Below are 14,992 nucleotides of genomic sequence, written 5' to 3'. Positions count from 1 at the left end.
CGGGTTTCAGAAATCCGCCCGGAGCGTCACCCCCGCCACCGTCTTGTCGTAATCGGCGGAATCCACGTTCGAGGTATACTGGCCCCAGGAAACACTGGGCTCAACACTGAATACCTCGTTAAGCCCGATCCGCCAGCTGGCCTCCAGAATACGGGCTTTGTCCGCCCGCTCATTGCTCGAGCGTTCGGTAAGGTCGCCGGTCAGAGGGTCCGTCAGAACCGGATCGGTGCTGGTGACAGTCACCTCTTCGTATTCCCTGTCCTCATAGCGCCAGCCAAACCGCAACCGGTTTTCCTCGCCGGCCAGGGTAAACCGATGCACCAGCGCTACCCGAACCCGAAACAGGTCGTTGTCGTAGGCTTTCGCCTCCGCATCTTCGCGATCACCGTCGAGGCCGATTAGAAAGTGGCTCTGGGCCTGGTTGAAAAAGAAGAACGCATCCAGGCTGGCGCCTTTTATCTCGGCATCCCGTGCATCGTTGTCATCGAATTCCTTGCGCTTGTCCTGCAGGCTGCCCCGCAGATAAACGTCCTCCGCGAGCAGGCTGCCCAGGTAGACACTGGCACGCCGGAAATCAAGGAACGGGTCTGACCCCAGGGTTGCGTGGGAATAGTGATAACTGGTGCCAACGGTCACCGGGTCGAAGTCATAGCTGACATCGGCCGACAGCAGGTGAATGTTTTGATCGAACTCATCAAGATTCTGGTACCGTCTGCCCGAGAGCGAATAGCCGAGTGTCACGTTTAATCGCTCGGTGGGTTTCAGGATACCTTCCAGACCGGCATCAAAAACCCAGGCCTGATCGCTCTCATCGGCGGACGTATTCAGTTCGTCCACGGTCACGTTGCTGTCGTGCTCATAACCGCCTTCAAGATATCCCGTCGCCGACGCTTTCTCCTGCGCCTGAACCATCAATGCCGGTGACGCCAGGCCAATGGCCAGCGGCAATGTCAGAATACGTGGAATCAGCTGCATGTCTGCTCCTTTAAGTTGGGCGTCCAAAAGAAAGCCGGGCCATAGGGCCCGGCGAGTCTCGAGGAATTGTTACAGTAGGCCGCCACTGCCGGACCCTTTCACGGTCCCCTTGACGGTGTTCTGCACTTCACTCCGGACGCTCTCAGATACAGACGTTCCGATCTGCTGATTGGTTTCAGCGCGAATCTCGGCATTTCGAGCCTCATTCATGCGCTCTTGCGCCTGTTCACGCTTCTCACCGGCTTCATCGCGAGCTGTATCCGCTGTGGCATCAGCGGTTGCTCGCACTTTCTCGCCAGTTTCGACACCGGCGCTGACCGCCTGATTGGCCCTTCCGCGGGCTTCTTCGCTGGCCGCCTGGCGTTGGTCGGCAGCTTCGTCTCGAGCGGCTTCGCCGTTGACACTGCCCTCTGCGCTTGCAGAGGCACCACCGTTCGCGGAAACACCGTTGCGGGTGCTGGCTTCCGCACTCATGTTGGTCTCAGCCTGCGCGTTGGCATTGGCCGAGCCAGACCCTTCAGCGGCGAAAGCGCCGGTGGAAAGGATGGAACAGATTGCGAGTGTCAGTACGTGCTTTTTCATGGTTACGTCCTCCTGATTTACCCGTTTCGGGTGGCTTTCATCAGGGAGACGGCTGAGCCTGGTGTTTATTCCAAAAAAATTCACCGTCTAGGTTTTTGGCACGTAAGAGCGGACATCCCAGCAGAAATAGCGTTTCAGCACACTGTTCGCCTCCTGCTCTTTCTGGCGCCAGCCGTAGACCTTGGGTTTGCTGGTTTCAATGGCGAGGGTGCCAAACACCAGCCAATCGTAGATCGCCAGTGTGGAGGTCACATTCTTCGCTGAATTGGGCCCGCGGGCATGATGATGGTGATGCTGAGTGGGAAACACCAGAATGTGCGCCAGTGCCCACATGGTCCTGCGCACCCAGGCCCAGCGGTGGTTGTGGAAGTACAGGTCATAGTTCCAGTTCACATGAGTATGGGCCGCCCATAGACCCTTGAAGGCGGTGGCAATCAGGAACACCTCTACCAGCCCCAGATAGAGGCACAGCAATTGAAAGGTGTAATTGGGCATGATCAACCACCAGGCCCAGCCGTTGACGAAGGTCTGCGTTACCGTCAATTGGCCCTTGTTGTCCTGGCCCCCCGACATGTGGTGCGGGCGGTGGCTCATCTTGTAAAACGCCTGAACCCATTGCAGAACACGGTTATTGGGTCGGCGCCGGTGGGCAAACAGGTGGAAACTGCCGTGGATAAACTCCTCCACGCAGAAAAACACAATCAATGTGGGCCAGAAATACGACTGCTCGAGCCAGGCCAGTGAACCGGCGCTGCCGGGAAGCAACGTTGACAGGCCAAGCGTCAGCAATAGCAGCACCAGCGGCCGCTGCACGGCCACCATCATGAACGTGGCCAGGAACGCCATGCGCCAGTCCTGCTTGTTCTTTCGGCCGTCACGGGTACGGCCGCTTAGCACCTCCCAGAGGGCAGTGACCACAATAAAAGCCGTAACCAGCATCGTCAGTTTCTGATCATCCATTATTGTTCTCCGAGACGAGGGTTTGTACGTCTTCTGACGCTACTGGGGAGAGCTATATTTTTCTATTCAATATTTGCTATAAGTATTATCCATGAAACTGAATTTACGAAGTGTCGATCTCAACCTGCTGCCGGTCTTCGACGCCATAATGGAAGCCGGGCAGCTCTCCCGCGCCGCCGATTCCCTGGGCATGAGCCAGCCGGCGATCAGTGCCGCATTGCAGCGCCTGCGTCATACCCTGGGTGATCCCCTGTTTGTGCGTACCCATCAGGGTATGGTGCCGACGCCCCGCGCCCGTGAGCTGCACAGAAGTCTCAGCCAACAACTGGGCGCCATGCGGGACACGCTGGACCCGGCCAATCGCTTTGTGCCCGGGACCAGCCAGCGACGCTTTCGCGTGCTCAGCAACGACTATTTCGAAATGGTGGTGTTACCAACGTTACTGACCCGCCTGAGAAGCGAGGCGCCCAATGTGGTGGTGGAGGTTGCCCTGGCTGGCGATGACATGCCCCAGAGGCTGTATACCGCCGAAGCGGATCTTGCCGTGGATGCCTTTGCAACGGAGAACGATCGATTACGGCGGCAAGTGCTTCTGGCGGAAAGGCTTGCAGTGGTGGCACGAAAAGACCACCCCGATCTGTGGGACGATTGCAGCAAGCAGCAGTTTTTGGACGCCGAACACGTCGTACTGCCGGATCGGAACCGGCGCTTGCCCCTGGACCAGATCCTCAACGAACCGGGTTGGCAACGGAGAACCGGGGCGAGGGTCACCCAGTTCGCCAGTATGCTGGCCACCTGCAGCCGCTCCGACATGATTGCCACGGTGCCCGAACGTCTGGCCCAGCAATATGCCCGGGCATTCGGGCTGAAGACCTTGCCGTTTCCGGTGGAAGTCCCCCCGTTGCCGGTCTACCTGCTATGGGCACCGGTGATGGACAACGACCCGGCCCATATTTGGTTCCGCCAGCGCCTGATGGAAAGTGTCTCCACCTGACGGCTTACCACTCCAATTGTGCGCCGGTCTGGTACTCGATGACCCGGGTTTCAAAGAAGTTCTTCTCCTTACGCAGGGTGGCCTGCTCATCCAGCCAGGGTGAGACGTTCTTCGCGCCCGGAAACGGTTCTTCCAGGCCCACGGTTCTGGCCCGGCGATTGGCCACAAAACGGAACTGCTCGCTGTGGTACTGCGCGGAGTAACCCAGGATCGGGTCTCGCAGGATGTAGTTGGCGTAAGCGGTTTCAGCGGCTTCGGACTCGTCCCACATATCGCGCACGGCTTTGGGGTCCAGAGTGATGTTTTCCTCTTCCAGGATCTGGTTCACCACTTTCAGCCCGAACGAGAAGTGCATGGCTTCGTCCCGCAGGATGTACTGCAGCTGCTCGCCGGTGCCTCGCATCAGACCCCGACGCTGCAACGCGAAGATCGGGCTGAAACCGTTGTAGAACCAGGCACCCTCAAATACCGCTGCGAAGAACAGGTAAGACATGATGAATTCCTGCAGGTCGTCCTTGTCACGCAGGTTCATGTCAGAGCGCATGGCGGCATCCAGCCGGCGGTTGGCCATCTGGATCTTGCCGTTGATAGCGGGGACCACCCGATAGCGATTGTAGATCTCGCTCTGGTCCAGGTTGAGGGTTTCAATGCAGTGCTGGTAGGCCCAGGTGTGCATGGCTTCCTCGTACACCTGCCGCGCCTGGTAAATCTGCAACTCCGGAGCACTCATTTTCTCCATCACCGCCAGGCCGATGTTGCGCATCGCCAGGATGTCGGAGGTGGTGAGGTACGCCAGCACGTTCTCATACACGTGCTTTTCCGGGGCGGACAGGCGGTGGTGGTAGTCGTGAACGTCCTGCGCCATGTTCACATCCAGCGGTGTCCAGTGGTTCTTGTTGGCGTTCATGAAGTATTCCCAGGCCCAGGGATACTTGAAGGGTGCCAGCTGATTGATGTCGGTTTCGCCATTGATCACGCGTTTGTCATCGACATTGACCGGTGCCGGGCCCTCATGTGCAGCCGGGCGGGTTTGGGTGTTTGGTTCGTCGTCCCAGTTAAGCATCTGTTTACCTCTCGAATCTTGGTGGCGGTCGGATTTACTGGCAGGCTTCGCAGTCCGGCTCATCAATGCTGCATACCTGTGGTTGCGGTGCTGCTACCGGCGCGGTTTTCTCGGCTCCCGTGGCCCCCAGCGAGCGCAGGTAATAGGTGGTTTTCAGCCCCCGTTCCCAGGACAGCTGGTACAACTCATCCAGCTTCTTACCGCTGGGCTCCGCCATGTAGAGGTTCAGGCTCTGGGCCTGATCCAGCCATTTCTGACGCCTCGCCGCCGCCTCCACCAGCCAGCGGGCATCGATCTCAAAGGCGGTGGCGTAGCGGGCCTTCAGTGCTGCCGGAATCCGGTCAATCTGCTGCACGCTGCCATCGAAGTACTTGAGGTCATTCACCATCACGTTGTCCCACAGCCCCTCTGCTTTCAGATCACGAACCAGTGATGGATTAACCACCGTGAACTCGCCGGAGAGGTTCGATTTCACGAACAGGTTCTGGTACGCAGGTTCGATGGACTGGGAGACACCGACGATGTTGGAAATGGTCGCCGTTGGCGCAATGGCCATCACATTGCTGTTACGCATGCCATTGCGGGCGATGAGCTCCCGCACGGGAGTCCAGTCGAGGAGCGTGTCGGTGTTAAGGCTCAAATCGCCCTCACGACGGTTCGCCTTTAGCAGGTTGATGGAATCAATGGGTAAGATCCCCTCGTGCCACAGAGAGCCCTCATAGGTCTCATAGGCACCGCGTTCGCCGGCCAACACCGCCGAGGCCCGGATCGCGAAATAACTGATCTGCTCCATCGCAACATCGGCAAACTCGACCGCTTCCGCGCTGGTGTAGGGCAGATTGAGCCGATACAGCGCATCCTGGAAGCCCATCAGGCCGAGACCAACGGGCCGATGTTTGAAATTGGAGTTCCTGGCCTGTGGGACCGCGTAGTAATTGATGTCGACCACGTTATCGAGCATGCGAACCGCGGTATTAACTGTGCGTTCGAGGCGCTGAACGTCCAGCTCACCGTTGTGGACATGGGCCGCCAGGTTGATCGACCCCAGGTTGCACACGGCGATCTCATCGGCACTGGTGTTCAGGGTGATTTCGGTGCATAGATTGGAGCTGTGTACCACGCCCCGATGCTGCTGAGGCGAGCGCAGGTTGCACGGGTCCTTGAAGGTAATCCATGGATGACCGGTCTCAAACAGCACGGTCAGCATCTTGCGCCAGAGCTGTTTGGCTGACACCGTCTTGAACAGAGTAATCTCGCCCCTGGCCGCCATCGCTTCGTATTCCTGGTACCGTTCCCTGAATGCATTGCCGTACAGGTCATGCAGATCCGGAGTGTCGTTTGGCGAGAACAGGGTCCAGTCCTGATCACTGCGCATGCGTTCGATCAACAGGTCCGGTACCCAGTTGGCGGTGTTCATGTCGTGGGTACGGCGACGTTCATCGCCGGTGTTCTTGCGCAGCTCCAGGAACTCCTCGATATCCAGATGCCAGCTTTCCAGGTAAGCACACACGGCACCCTTGCGCTTGCCGCCCTGATTCACCGCCACCGCCGTGTCGTTCACCACTTTCAGGAATGGCACCACACCCTGGCTGCTGCCATTGGTCCCCTTGATGTGGGAGCCCAAAGCCCTGACTGGCGTCCAGTCGTTACCCAGGCCGCCGGCCCACTTGGACAGCATGGCGTTGTCGCGGATGGCACCGTAGATACCCTCCAGATCATCCTGAACGGTGGTGAGGTAGCAGGATGAAAGCTGGGAATGGCGAGTACCACTGTTGAAAAGGGTCGGCGTAGAGGCCATGTAGTCGAAGGATGACAGCAGGTCGTAGAACTCAATGGCCCGCGCGTTGGGGTCATCTTCCTGCAATGCCAGACCCATGGACACGCGCATGAAGAACACCTGGGGCAATTCCAGCCGGTCACCTTTCCAGTTGAGGAAATAACGGTCGTAGAGGGTCTGCAGGCCGAGGAACCCAAACTGGTAGTCCCGCTCCGGCTTGAGGGCGGCACCCAGGCGTTCCAGGTCAAACGCTGCCATGGCCTCGTCGAGCAGTTCGTAGTGGATACCCTGCTCAATAAAGGTGCTCAGGGCCTGCGGATAAATTTCCGCCAGCGGCAGGCTGAGAGGCAGCTTCAGGGCAGTTGCGGTTTCCAGCCGCAATTGTTCCAGCAGCAGACGAGCGGTCACGGCACTGTAGTCCGGTTCCTGCTCGATGCGGCCGCGGGCGGTCATGATCAGCGCAGACAGTACCTCTTCCTCGGCAATACCGTCGTACAGGTTCCGCAACGCCCCTTCCACCAGGGATTCGCCATCGATGCCCTCCAATTCTTGGCTGGCACGTTCCACCTGGACTTTCATCAGCCCCAGATCCAGAGGCGCGGCCTCACCGTTGGCTTTTTTCACCGTTAGCGTGGGATGGGCCTCCACGGGCGCCAGGCTGGCGCGCTCCTGGGCATGGGCTTCCCGGTAGAGCACGTAAGCGCGGGCCACTTTCTGCTCCTCCGCCCGCATCAAGGCCAGTTCCACCTGGTCCTGGATGTCTTCAATGTGCACCTTGCCGCCGGCTTTCAAGCGTCGGCTGATGGCCTGCATGACCTGATGAGTAACCCGTTCCACGGAATCGTGGATACGGGCCGAGCCTGCCGCTTCATCGCCTTCGACGGCAAGAAACGCTTTGGTCACGGCAACACTGATTTTGCTGGCGTCGAATCCAACCAGGGCGCCGTTACGTTTAATAACCTGTAGGGAGGCAGTGCTGGTTGAGGCAGATTGGCCGGGCTCGGCCAGGGTGGCAGTGGACATGTCGGTTCTCCTGGGTACGCGTTTATGCCAAGACCTTCGCGTACGCAGGGGCGAGCATTGCTCTGGACAGAGACAACGCAAAACCGATCTGCTCACCTTGATACGCGAAGGTGCAGTTGTATTCCCTGGCAGGTCTTCGGACTCAGGGGCGTGAACCTGTTGGCTCGGCCTTGCGTGGCGACTTCCCGGCATTCGCCAGTGTCTTTATGCCACGCTCGTTCCCCAATACCGCTGCGCGTCAGTTCCGGAGTCTCACCGGATTCCCGGTACCACGATCATCATGACGAAGGCGATCTCAGATTGATCAACCTTTGCTCACTATATCTGGTACTAAGCCAAGGATATAAACACTATATAGGCTAAGATAGATCACAACAAGGCACTTTTTCGACGGTGTCCGGTCAGTAGCAGAACCCATAGGAGACACCCATGAACAACACCCGACAAAACCTGGTTGCCACTGTTACCCTGATGTTTCTGGCAACCACGGTTCAGGCAGATACCGGAAAAACCTCGCTGGTTAATGCGTTCTCGACGATGGCCTCGCTGGACGAAGGTTGGGAGCCACTCAAGTTTCCGAATATAGACCGCCACAGCCGTTATCAGTTGACGGACGAAAACGGTGAACAGGTGGTCAAGGCCACCACGGAGAACAGCGCTTCCGGGCTGATTGCAAGGGTATCCGTCGAACCCGGGGATTCACTGATCCTGCGCTGGCGGTGGAAAGTGTCGAACGTCTATGAGCAGGGAAACGCCCGCAAAAAGGAGGGTGATGACTACCCTGCACGAATCTACGTGGCCTTTGAGTTCGAGCCGGAGGAAGCCGGCTTTTTCGAGCGCGCCAAACGCAAGACCGTGGAAGTGGTGTTCGGGGAGGAACTGCCGGGCAATGCGCTGAACTACATCTGGGCCAACCGGCTGCCGGTTGGCGAAATCGTTGCCAATCCCTTCACCGATACCACGATGATGGTGGCGGTGAACTCCGGTGCCACCAACGCGGGCGAATGGGCCACAGTGGAGCGGGACATCGTCGCGGACTACCGCAAGGCCTTTGGCCGCAAACCACCGAAGCTGGTGGGCGTCGCCATTATGTCGGATTCCGACAATACCGGAGCCTCTGCCACCGCGTGGTACGGCGATGTCAGCCTGGTCAAACCAGATTGACGACGCAAAACAGACCCACCGTACCCATCACGATGGTATAGGGAAACGCCATCACAACCATCCGCCCGTAGGACAACCGCACTAGCGGGGCGATTGCAGACGTCAGCAGGAACAAAAACGCCGCCTGGCCGTTGGGGGTCGCCACGCTGGGCAGGTTGGTGCCGGTGTTGATGGCAATGGCCAGCTCCTGGAAATGCTCGTAGTCGATACTGCCAGCGTCCAGCGCCTGTTTGATTTCACTGATATAGACGGTGGCTACGAACACATTGTCGCTGATCATCGACAACAACCCGTTGGCAATAAAGAACATGCCCGGCTGCTGGTCCTGCGGCAGGCTGAGCACAAAATCGATGATCGGCTTGAACAGGTGTTGCTCGTGAATCACCGCGACAATGGCAAAAAACACCACCAACAGCGAGGTAAACGGCAGCGACTCCTGAAAGGCCTTGCCGATCTGGTGCTCATCGGTAACACCGGTGAACGAAGTGATCAGGATAATCACCAGAAGGCCGATCAATCCCACCTCTGCCAGATGAAACGCAAGCCCGATAACCAGCACCAGGGCCGCCATCGCCTGCACCCAAAGGGCAGCCTGGTCGGCCTTTGTGCGCTTGATGCGCTCGTTGTCAGCGAACTCTTCCAGTACCTGGCGAACGGGTTTCGGCAGGCGGGCGCCATACCCAAACCAGCGCAGCTTTTCCAATAGCCAGCACGTGGTCAGGCCGGCCACCAGCACCGGCAGGCTCACCGGCGCCATATGCAGGAAGAAACTGACAAAGTCCCACCCAACGACCTTGGCAATCAACAGGTTCTGGGGCTCGCCCACCATGGTAGCCACTCCCCCCAGTGCCGTACCAATGGCGCCGTGCATCAGCAGGCTACGCAGAAAGGCCCGAAACTTGTCCAGATCTTCCCGGTGCAGCTCGATCACGTGTTCATCGCTGTTGGCGTTGTGATCAGCGTGGTGATAGCCCTTGCCGGAGGCCACCTTGTGGTACACCGAGTAAAAACCGACAGCGACACTGATGATGACGGCGGTGACCGTAAGCGCGTCCAGGAATGCGGATAGAACGGCCGCGGCAACACAGAACAGCAGAGACAACGCAGATTTTGAGCGCACACCCACCAGGATCTGGGTAAACGTCACCAGCAGCAGCTCTTTCATGAAATAGATGCCAGCCACCATGAACATCAGCAGCAGGATGACCGGGAAGTTCACCAACACCTCGTGGTACACCGCGTCCGCTGACGTCATGCCTACCAACAGGGCTTCAATCGCCAGCAACCCACCGGGCAACAGTGGATAACACTTCAGCGCCATGGCCAGGGTAAAAATAAATTCTCCCACCAACACCCAACCGGCCACCGCCGGGCCAAGGGTCCATACAATCAAGGGGTTGGCAATCAGGAAAAGCAGAATGACCTGTTTGTACCAGGCGGGTGCATTACCCAGGAAGTTGTGGGTAAAGCCGGAGAGAACGGTTGTGGGCATTGCGGGAATCTTCTGAGTAAACGGTTTGTTGGAATTGTGTGGCAGAAGGCCCGCATCTTCCTTGATATTTGTGTAACCGGTAATCCCCCAAAGGTATAGGGTGAGTGCCTATTTGGTCTCAACATGAAACAAGGAAGAGTGGCCGGACGACCACTCAAAAGAGTTTCGTAATATTACTTAAAAATAGAGCCAGAATCGACTCTATTTTCAGCAACCAGGGTTATTGTGCCCGTTACAACATCCCGCTTACGGGTCAGAACCGGTAGGAAACCGACGCCGTAACGTTACGTTCTGCCCCGAAGTAACAGAAGTCCAGACTGTTGTAGCAGGACGCCACGTATTCCTTGTCCAGCAGGTTGTTCACGTTCAGCCGGGTAGAAACGCCTTCCAGGCCGAGCTTGCTGAAATCGTAGCCCAGGGCCAGATCCACCAGGGTGTAGTCCGGCACTTTTTTGGTGTTGGCGTCATCGGCGTAGATGTCCGCGATGTGACGAACACCCAGTCCGGCGTTGGCACCGCTGAGTACTCCCTGCGAGAACCGGTAGCCCGCCCACAGGGTCAGTTGGTGTTCCGGCACCTGGCTGGCGGTATTGCCCTCGCGATAGGCTTCGGACTTCTCAAAGGTGACGTCCGTGAACGCATATCCAGCCTGGACATTCAGGTTTTCCGTCAGCTGTGCTTTGGCCTCCAACTCCACACCCTGGGACTCAATCTCGCCGATGCTGCGGTAGAAGGACTCCTGCGGCAGCTTGGTGGCCAGGTTTTCCTGGTGGATGCGGAACAACGAGAGCGTGTACAAATCCGTGGTTCCCACTGGCTGGTACCTCAGCCCGGTTTCAATCTGCTTGCCTTCGCTGGGGTCCAGCAGGTCGCCGCTCTCGTCGGTATAGGCACTGGGCGAAAACGACGTGGAGTAGGAGACGTAGGGGGCAATGCCGTTGTCGAACAGGTAGAGCAGTCCGGCGCGGCCACTGAACTGGGTTTCGTCCAGCTCTGCCACGACACCGCTGTCACGATTGGTGTTCTCGATCTCCACCCAGTCGTGACGGCCACCCAACGTCAACCGCCAGCCGCCGGTAGCCAGTTGGTCCTGCAGATAGACCCCGGTCTGTTTCTGCTTGCGGAGATTGCGCTGCGGAGGATACAGGGCGGTAGGTTCAGCCCCGTACTCAGGACTAAAGGCATCGATGGCCGGAAAGGCGCCCGACGGCCAGACCACGTCGTTTTCACGCTGTTGATAGTCCACCCCCACCAACACGGTATGATCCACCGCGCCGGTCGTCACTTCCCCCTGGACCTGGTTATCAACGGTGAGTGCCTGCAGATCCTCCTCGCCACCAGAGTAGTAGCGGTTAAGCTCAGTGGCCGAAGCCCAGCCATAGGCATAGACCTGCTTCAACTCAACGTCCGAATCCAGATAGCGGGCTTTCTGCAAGGCGGACCAGTTACGGTTGATTCGATGCTCCAGGTCGTACCCCACCATGGTCATATCGCGCCGGAACAGGTCGTAGTCCGGTTCGCCCTCAAAAAAGGTGTTGTCGATTTTCTGGCCGTTGCGGGACTCCACCGTGCCCTCGTACGGCAAACCGCTGTGGTAGCCCCCCTCCGGATCACGTTGCAGGTAGGCCAGCAGCGTCACGCTGGTATCGTCAGTCATGTCCCAGGTCAGCGACGGGGCAATGGCACGACGGTCCAGTTCCACGTGATCCTGTTGTGCGTCGGCGGCGGAGGCAATGCCGGTCACACGATAGGCCACCCGTTGCTCATCATCCACTGGGCCGGTGACGTCAAAGGCAAAGCTACGCTGGGCGTTGTTGCCGAGCGAGACACGGATTTCGCCCCCGTCCCGGAACTCCGGACGCTTGCTGGTCAGGGCAACAATCCCACCAGGGGAGCCCTGGCCGTAGAGAACGGAGGTCGGGCCTTTGACAATTTCGATGCGCTCAAGGAACCAGGGATCAATGGCAAAGGAGCTGTAGGAGCCGCCGTCGTTCATCACCCGCAGGCCATCCAGATAGGTGTTGTTGATACTGCCATCGGAGAAACCGCGGAGAATCAGGTAATCGTAACGGTTAGAAGAGCCCACCTGGTTCGTACCCACACCCGGGGTATAGCTGGCGGCGCGCTGCACTGTGCGGGCGCCTTTTTCTTCCCAGTCTTCGCGGCTGATAACGGATACTGATTGCGGGGTTTCAATTACCGGGGTATCGGTTTTCGTGGCGCTGCGGGTCGCTGTCACGTTTAACGCATCCAGCATTGTCGGCTCGCCCTGTCCCTGGGCAACAGTCAGTGGTGCGCCGGTGACACCGATAAGGGCCACGGCAACCGCAAATGACAAACGGGAATGTCGGAACATGAAAACCTCACTTGGACCTAAAAGTTATGTAATGCGAATTATTCTCTTTTAGATCCAGGATTAGATATTCAATATGACAGATTGTGTATGAGAGGTGCCAAGTCCGGCTACTCAGATGACATTTTTGGGGGAAACACCGAAGTGGCGTCGAAAGGCAGTGGCGAAATTGGTGGCGTGACGATAACCCGAGCGGTGCGCTGCCTGCTGCACGGAGTAGCCCTGCTCCAGGTAATGCCAGGCCAGGTTCAGCCGGCACTTGCGCAGATACCCGAACACCGACAATCCGTAGGTCGCACGAAATTTACCACGCAAACTGCTGGGACTCATTGCGGCACGGCGGGCGAGATCTGTCAGGGAGTAATCGTCCGTCGGAGCGAATTCCAGCAACTGACGAATGGCTTCGAGGCGCTGGAGCTCCTGGGTGGACGCGCGACTTTTCCGCTCAATCTCTGGCACCTGCTCCGGGAGACCATAGCCCACCAACTGCAGCGCCAGGCCTTCCAGCACCAGCGTTTTCTGAAGCTCAGGCAGCCTGGCGCCAAGGGCTTGCTCAAGGGCCGTCATGAGAACCAGTGGAACGTCCCACAGCACCACCGGATCCTGCACCCCCCTGAGCAACGCCCGTAGAGAGCCCTGCTCGGTCTGCGCCGGCAACGGGCCACCGGGATCAAACGCCAACACGATGGTTTCCAGACGTTGACCGGCAGGCTGATAGGCCGCCAGCGCGTACTCCGGTCGTAGTTGCAGACTGGCGGCCATGCCACTCCCAAGCTCCCGCTGGACCGCACCGATCGACAGGCGAATGCGTCCTTCGAGCACGATCACCATTAACAGCGGCGCATGACCCAGCGACACCGATTCGTAGCTGTGGGAAATTGTCAGGTCGGAATGGGTAAAACGAAACCCCGAAGGTAGCGAGGTTTCATCAATCCGCCCCCGGGCGATGGTTGAATCGTCATCGGGGGCATCATGGCCATCGACACCGGGAAAGCGGTAGCTGATCCCATAGTCGCGGCCAAAAGCCAGGAAATCCTGCCTGCCAAACGACACTGACTCGGCACGATCGCCCAACACTAGCCAGCGGAACTCGCTGTCGTGCCTGACGACGCGGGCACAACGGCATCTGCCAGCAACTCAGCAGTGATCGCAGACAGGGTCCAGCCCAGATGACCATGCCCCGTGTTATAGAACACGGTGGGTAACCGACCCGGACCGACTCGCGGCATCATATTGGGCAACATGGGACGCAGTCCCGCCCAGGGTACGACGCGGCGGGTACAAACCCCTGGGAAACACTGCTCGACCCATCGGGTGAGCGGCCGGATACGATCATCCCGGATATCACGGTTATAGCCGCTGAATTCCGCCGTACCCGCAACCCGGAAACGATCATCTCCCAGCCGGCTGGTGACAATCTTGGTGGCGTCGTCCAGCAAACTGACGGTCGGTGCCGCTTCCTGGGAGGCTTGGTCGTCCAGCTCAACGGTGATGGAATATCCCTTCACCGGGTATATGTTGACTCGGTCCCCCAGCTTGGCGGCCAGTTCCCGGCTACCCACACCCGCACAGATCACCACACCATCAAAAGTGTCGCGGGTCTGCTCCTCGCCGTCATGGGAGGTTACCCAGGCATGGGACCCGTCCGCACTAAGCTCAGTCACCGAGTGTCCATAGCAGGTTTTGACGCCGAGGCGAAGAATGGCCTCCGCCAAGCCATTGGTGAATTTATGGATATCACCGGTTGAATCGCTTTCGGTGTAGAAACCGCCGTAATAGGTCCCTGCCAGCGTGGGCTCAATAGCGCGCATTTCCTCGGGTGTGACTGCCCGACGCTCCAGGCCGCCGGCGGCCAGCAACCTGGACACATTCGCCGCATGGTCGAACCCGGCCTTGTCCCGATAGATATGGAGGATGCCCTGCTTCTTGAGGTCGAAGTCGATCCCCTCCTCTTGCGCCCACGCGAACAGATAGTCGCGGGCGGCTATCGCCAGGCGAGCGGTTTCGGTGGTGTTTTTCTCGTACTGAGGGATAGCTGCGATGAACTCAGCAAACCAACTCAATTTGTGCCAGGAAGGCTTGGGATTGACCAACAGCGGCGCATCCCTTCGGGACATCCACTTGAGGCCCTTGATGATGGTCTGCCAGTTGTTCCAGACCTCAGCGTTAGAGGCCGACAGTTGGCCACCGTTGGCGAAAGAGGTTTCCATCGCCGCATAACGGTGTTTCTCGTAAACGGTGACATCCAGGCCGCGCTTGGCCAGGGTGTAAGCGGTGGTGATACCCGTGATGCCACCGCCAATAACTGCAATTCGCTTCATAATACTCTCCAGGGGCGTCCAGGGTTTCCTTTCACCATAGAAGGTCTACACCGCATGGTAGAAAGCACCCCTTCCGTCACTGGACCTGAGAGATTCACGCGCCGTTCCAACGGAACCAGCCGCTTGCTCCTTCGGTGTGCCAACGGACGCAGTCGTCGGCAACTCTTCGGAAAGTCTTCATGTCAGCGGTCCTTTTGCCTGAGAGTTTCCGGGGCAGTTGCTCCTTCGGCGCCGAGTGCATGGTTTGCAACTCGGTCTCTCCCGCTGACACCTCATTGTTCGACGAAT

The 14,992-nt window shown here is 58.4% G+C and carries 11 protein-coding genes and 2 riboswitches; of the genes, 2 read left to right on the top strand and 9 right to left on the bottom strand.

What is annotated here, in order from left to right; translation table 11 throughout:
- Positions 1–6 precede the first annotated feature (6 nt).
- From MDG893_RS06900 to MDG893_RS06890, 3 genes are all read right to left on the bottom strand, one after another.
- Entirely contained in the window at positions 7–975 is a 969-nt protein-coding gene (locus MDG893_RS06900) for a surface lipoprotein assembly modifier (RefSeq protein WP_007153026.1), read from the bottom strand.
- Positions 976–1,044: 69 nt separating this feature from the next.
- Entirely contained in the window at positions 1,045–1,557 is a 513-nt protein-coding gene (locus MDG893_RS06895) for a hypothetical protein (RefSeq protein ID WP_007153025.1), read from the bottom strand.
- A gap of 87 nt (positions 1,558–1,644) precedes the next feature.
- Positions 1,645–2,517 carry a sterol desaturase family protein gene (locus MDG893_RS06890; protein ID WP_007153024.1) on the bottom strand — a complete coding sequence of 291 codons (873 nt, stop codon included), beginning with the start codon at positions 2,515–2,517 and terminating at the stop codon, positions 1,645–1,647.
- Positions 2,518–2,608: 91 nt separating this feature from the next.
- Here MDG893_RS06890 and MDG893_RS06885 point away from each other — a divergent pair, with 91 nt between their 5' ends.
- A complete protein-coding gene (locus tag MDG893_RS06885; RefSeq protein WP_007153023.1) occupies positions 2,609–3,511 on the top strand; it encodes a LysR family transcriptional regulator in 903 nt (300 codons plus the stop codon).
- 4 nt (positions 3,512–3,515) lie between these two features.
- Here MDG893_RS06885 and MDG893_RS06880 read toward each other — a convergent pair whose 3' ends face one another.
- Positions 3,516–4,637: a ribonucleotide-diphosphate reductase subunit beta gene (locus tag MDG893_RS06880; protein ID WP_279625876.1), complete on the bottom strand. Its 1,122-nt coding sequence runs from the start codon at positions 4,635–4,637 to the stop codon at positions 3,516–3,518.
- On the bottom strand, positions 4,609–7,374 hold the full coding sequence (locus tag MDG893_RS06875; RefSeq protein ID WP_007153021.1) for a ribonucleoside-diphosphate reductase subunit alpha: 2,766 nt from the start codon (positions 7,372–7,374) through the stop codon (positions 4,609–4,611). The genes MDG893_RS06880 and MDG893_RS06875 overlap by 29 nt, the downstream gene beginning before the upstream one ends.
- 110 nt (positions 7,375–7,484) lie before the next feature.
- Positions 7,485–7,678: riboswitch (cobalamin riboswitch) on the bottom strand.
- A 125-nt stretch (positions 7,679–7,803) separates the two neighbouring features.
- On the opposite strand from MDG893_RS06875, the gene MDG893_RS06870 reads away from it, so the two are divergent.
- A complete protein-coding gene (locus MDG893_RS06870; protein ID WP_007153020.1) occupies positions 7,804–8,538 on the top strand; it encodes a DUF3047 domain-containing protein in 735 nt (244 codons plus the stop codon).
- Here MDG893_RS06870 and nhaB read toward each other — a convergent pair.
- From nhaB to MDG893_RS06850, 4 genes are all read right to left on the bottom strand, one after another.
- Entirely contained in the window at positions 8,525–10,030 is a 1,506-nt protein-coding gene (gene nhaB / locus MDG893_RS06865; RefSeq protein ID WP_007153019.1) for a sodium/proton antiporter NhaB, read from the bottom strand. The genes MDG893_RS06870 and nhaB overlap by 14 nt on opposite strands.
- A 253-nt stretch (positions 10,031–10,283) precedes the next feature.
- Positions 10,284–12,386 (bottom strand): TonB-dependent siderophore receptor, encoded by a 2,103-nt coding sequence (locus MDG893_RS06860; protein WP_007153018.1) that lies wholly within the window; start codon positions 12,384–12,386, stop codon positions 10,284–10,286.
- A 111-nt stretch (positions 12,387–12,497) separates the two neighbouring features.
- Positions 12,498–13,460 (bottom strand): helix-turn-helix transcriptional regulator, encoded by a 963-nt coding sequence (locus MDG893_RS06855; protein ID WP_007153017.1) that lies wholly within the window; start codon positions 13,458–13,460, stop codon positions 12,498–12,500.
- Entirely contained in the window at positions 13,460–14,704 is a 1,245-nt protein-coding gene (locus MDG893_RS06850; RefSeq protein ID WP_007153016.1) for a D-amino acid dehydrogenase, read from the bottom strand. The genes MDG893_RS06855 and MDG893_RS06850 overlap by 1 nt, the downstream gene beginning before the upstream one ends.
- 176 nt (positions 14,705–14,880) lie before the next feature.
- Positions 14,881–14,978: riboswitch (glycine riboswitch) on the bottom strand.
- Positions 14,979–14,992: the final 14 nt, after the last annotated feature.

Source organism: Marinobacter algicola DG893 (assembly GCF_000170835.1).
Lineage (GTDB): Bacteria > Pseudomonadota > Gammaproteobacteria > Pseudomonadales > Oleiphilaceae > Marinobacter > Marinobacter algicola.
This window is presented reverse-complemented; position numbering and strand designations above follow the sequence as displayed.

Coding starts and splice junctions, on each gene's coding strand:
- MDG893_RS06875 (WP_007153021.1), bottom strand. CDS start 7,374: ATGTCCACTGCCACCCTGGCCGAGCCCGGCCAATCTGCCTCAACCAGC.
- MDG893_RS06870 (WP_007153020.1), top strand. CDS start 7,804: ATGAACAACACCCGACAAAACCTGGTTGCCACTGTTACCCTGATGTTT.
- MDG893_RS06895 (WP_007153025.1), bottom strand. CDS start 1,557: ATGAAAAAGCACGTACTGACACTCGCAATCTGTTCCATCCTTTCCACC.
- MDG893_RS06900 (WP_007153026.1), bottom strand. CDS start 975: ATGCAGCTGATTCCACGTATTCTGACATTGCCGCTGGCCATTGGCCTG.
- MDG893_RS06850 (WP_007153016.1), bottom strand. CDS start 14,704: ATGAAGCGAATTGCAGTTATTGGCGGTGGCATCACGGGTATCACCACC.
- MDG893_RS06880 (WP_279625876.1), bottom strand. CDS start 4,637: ATGAGCCGGACTGCGAAGCCTGCCAGTAAATCCGACCGCCACCAAGAT.
- nhaB (WP_007153019.1), bottom strand. CDS start 10,030: ATGCCCACAACCGTTCTCTCCGGCTTTACCCACAACTTCCTGGGTAAT.
- MDG893_RS06860 (WP_007153018.1), bottom strand. CDS start 12,386: ATGTTCCGACATTCCCGTTTGTCATTTGCGGTTGCCGTGGCCCTTATC.
- MDG893_RS06890 (WP_007153024.1), bottom strand. CDS start 2,517: ATGGATGATCAGAAACTGACGATGCTGGTTACGGCTTTTATTGTGGTC.
- MDG893_RS06885 (WP_007153023.1), top strand. CDS start 2,609: ATGAAACTGAATTTACGAAGTGTCGATCTCAACCTGCTGCCGGTCTTC.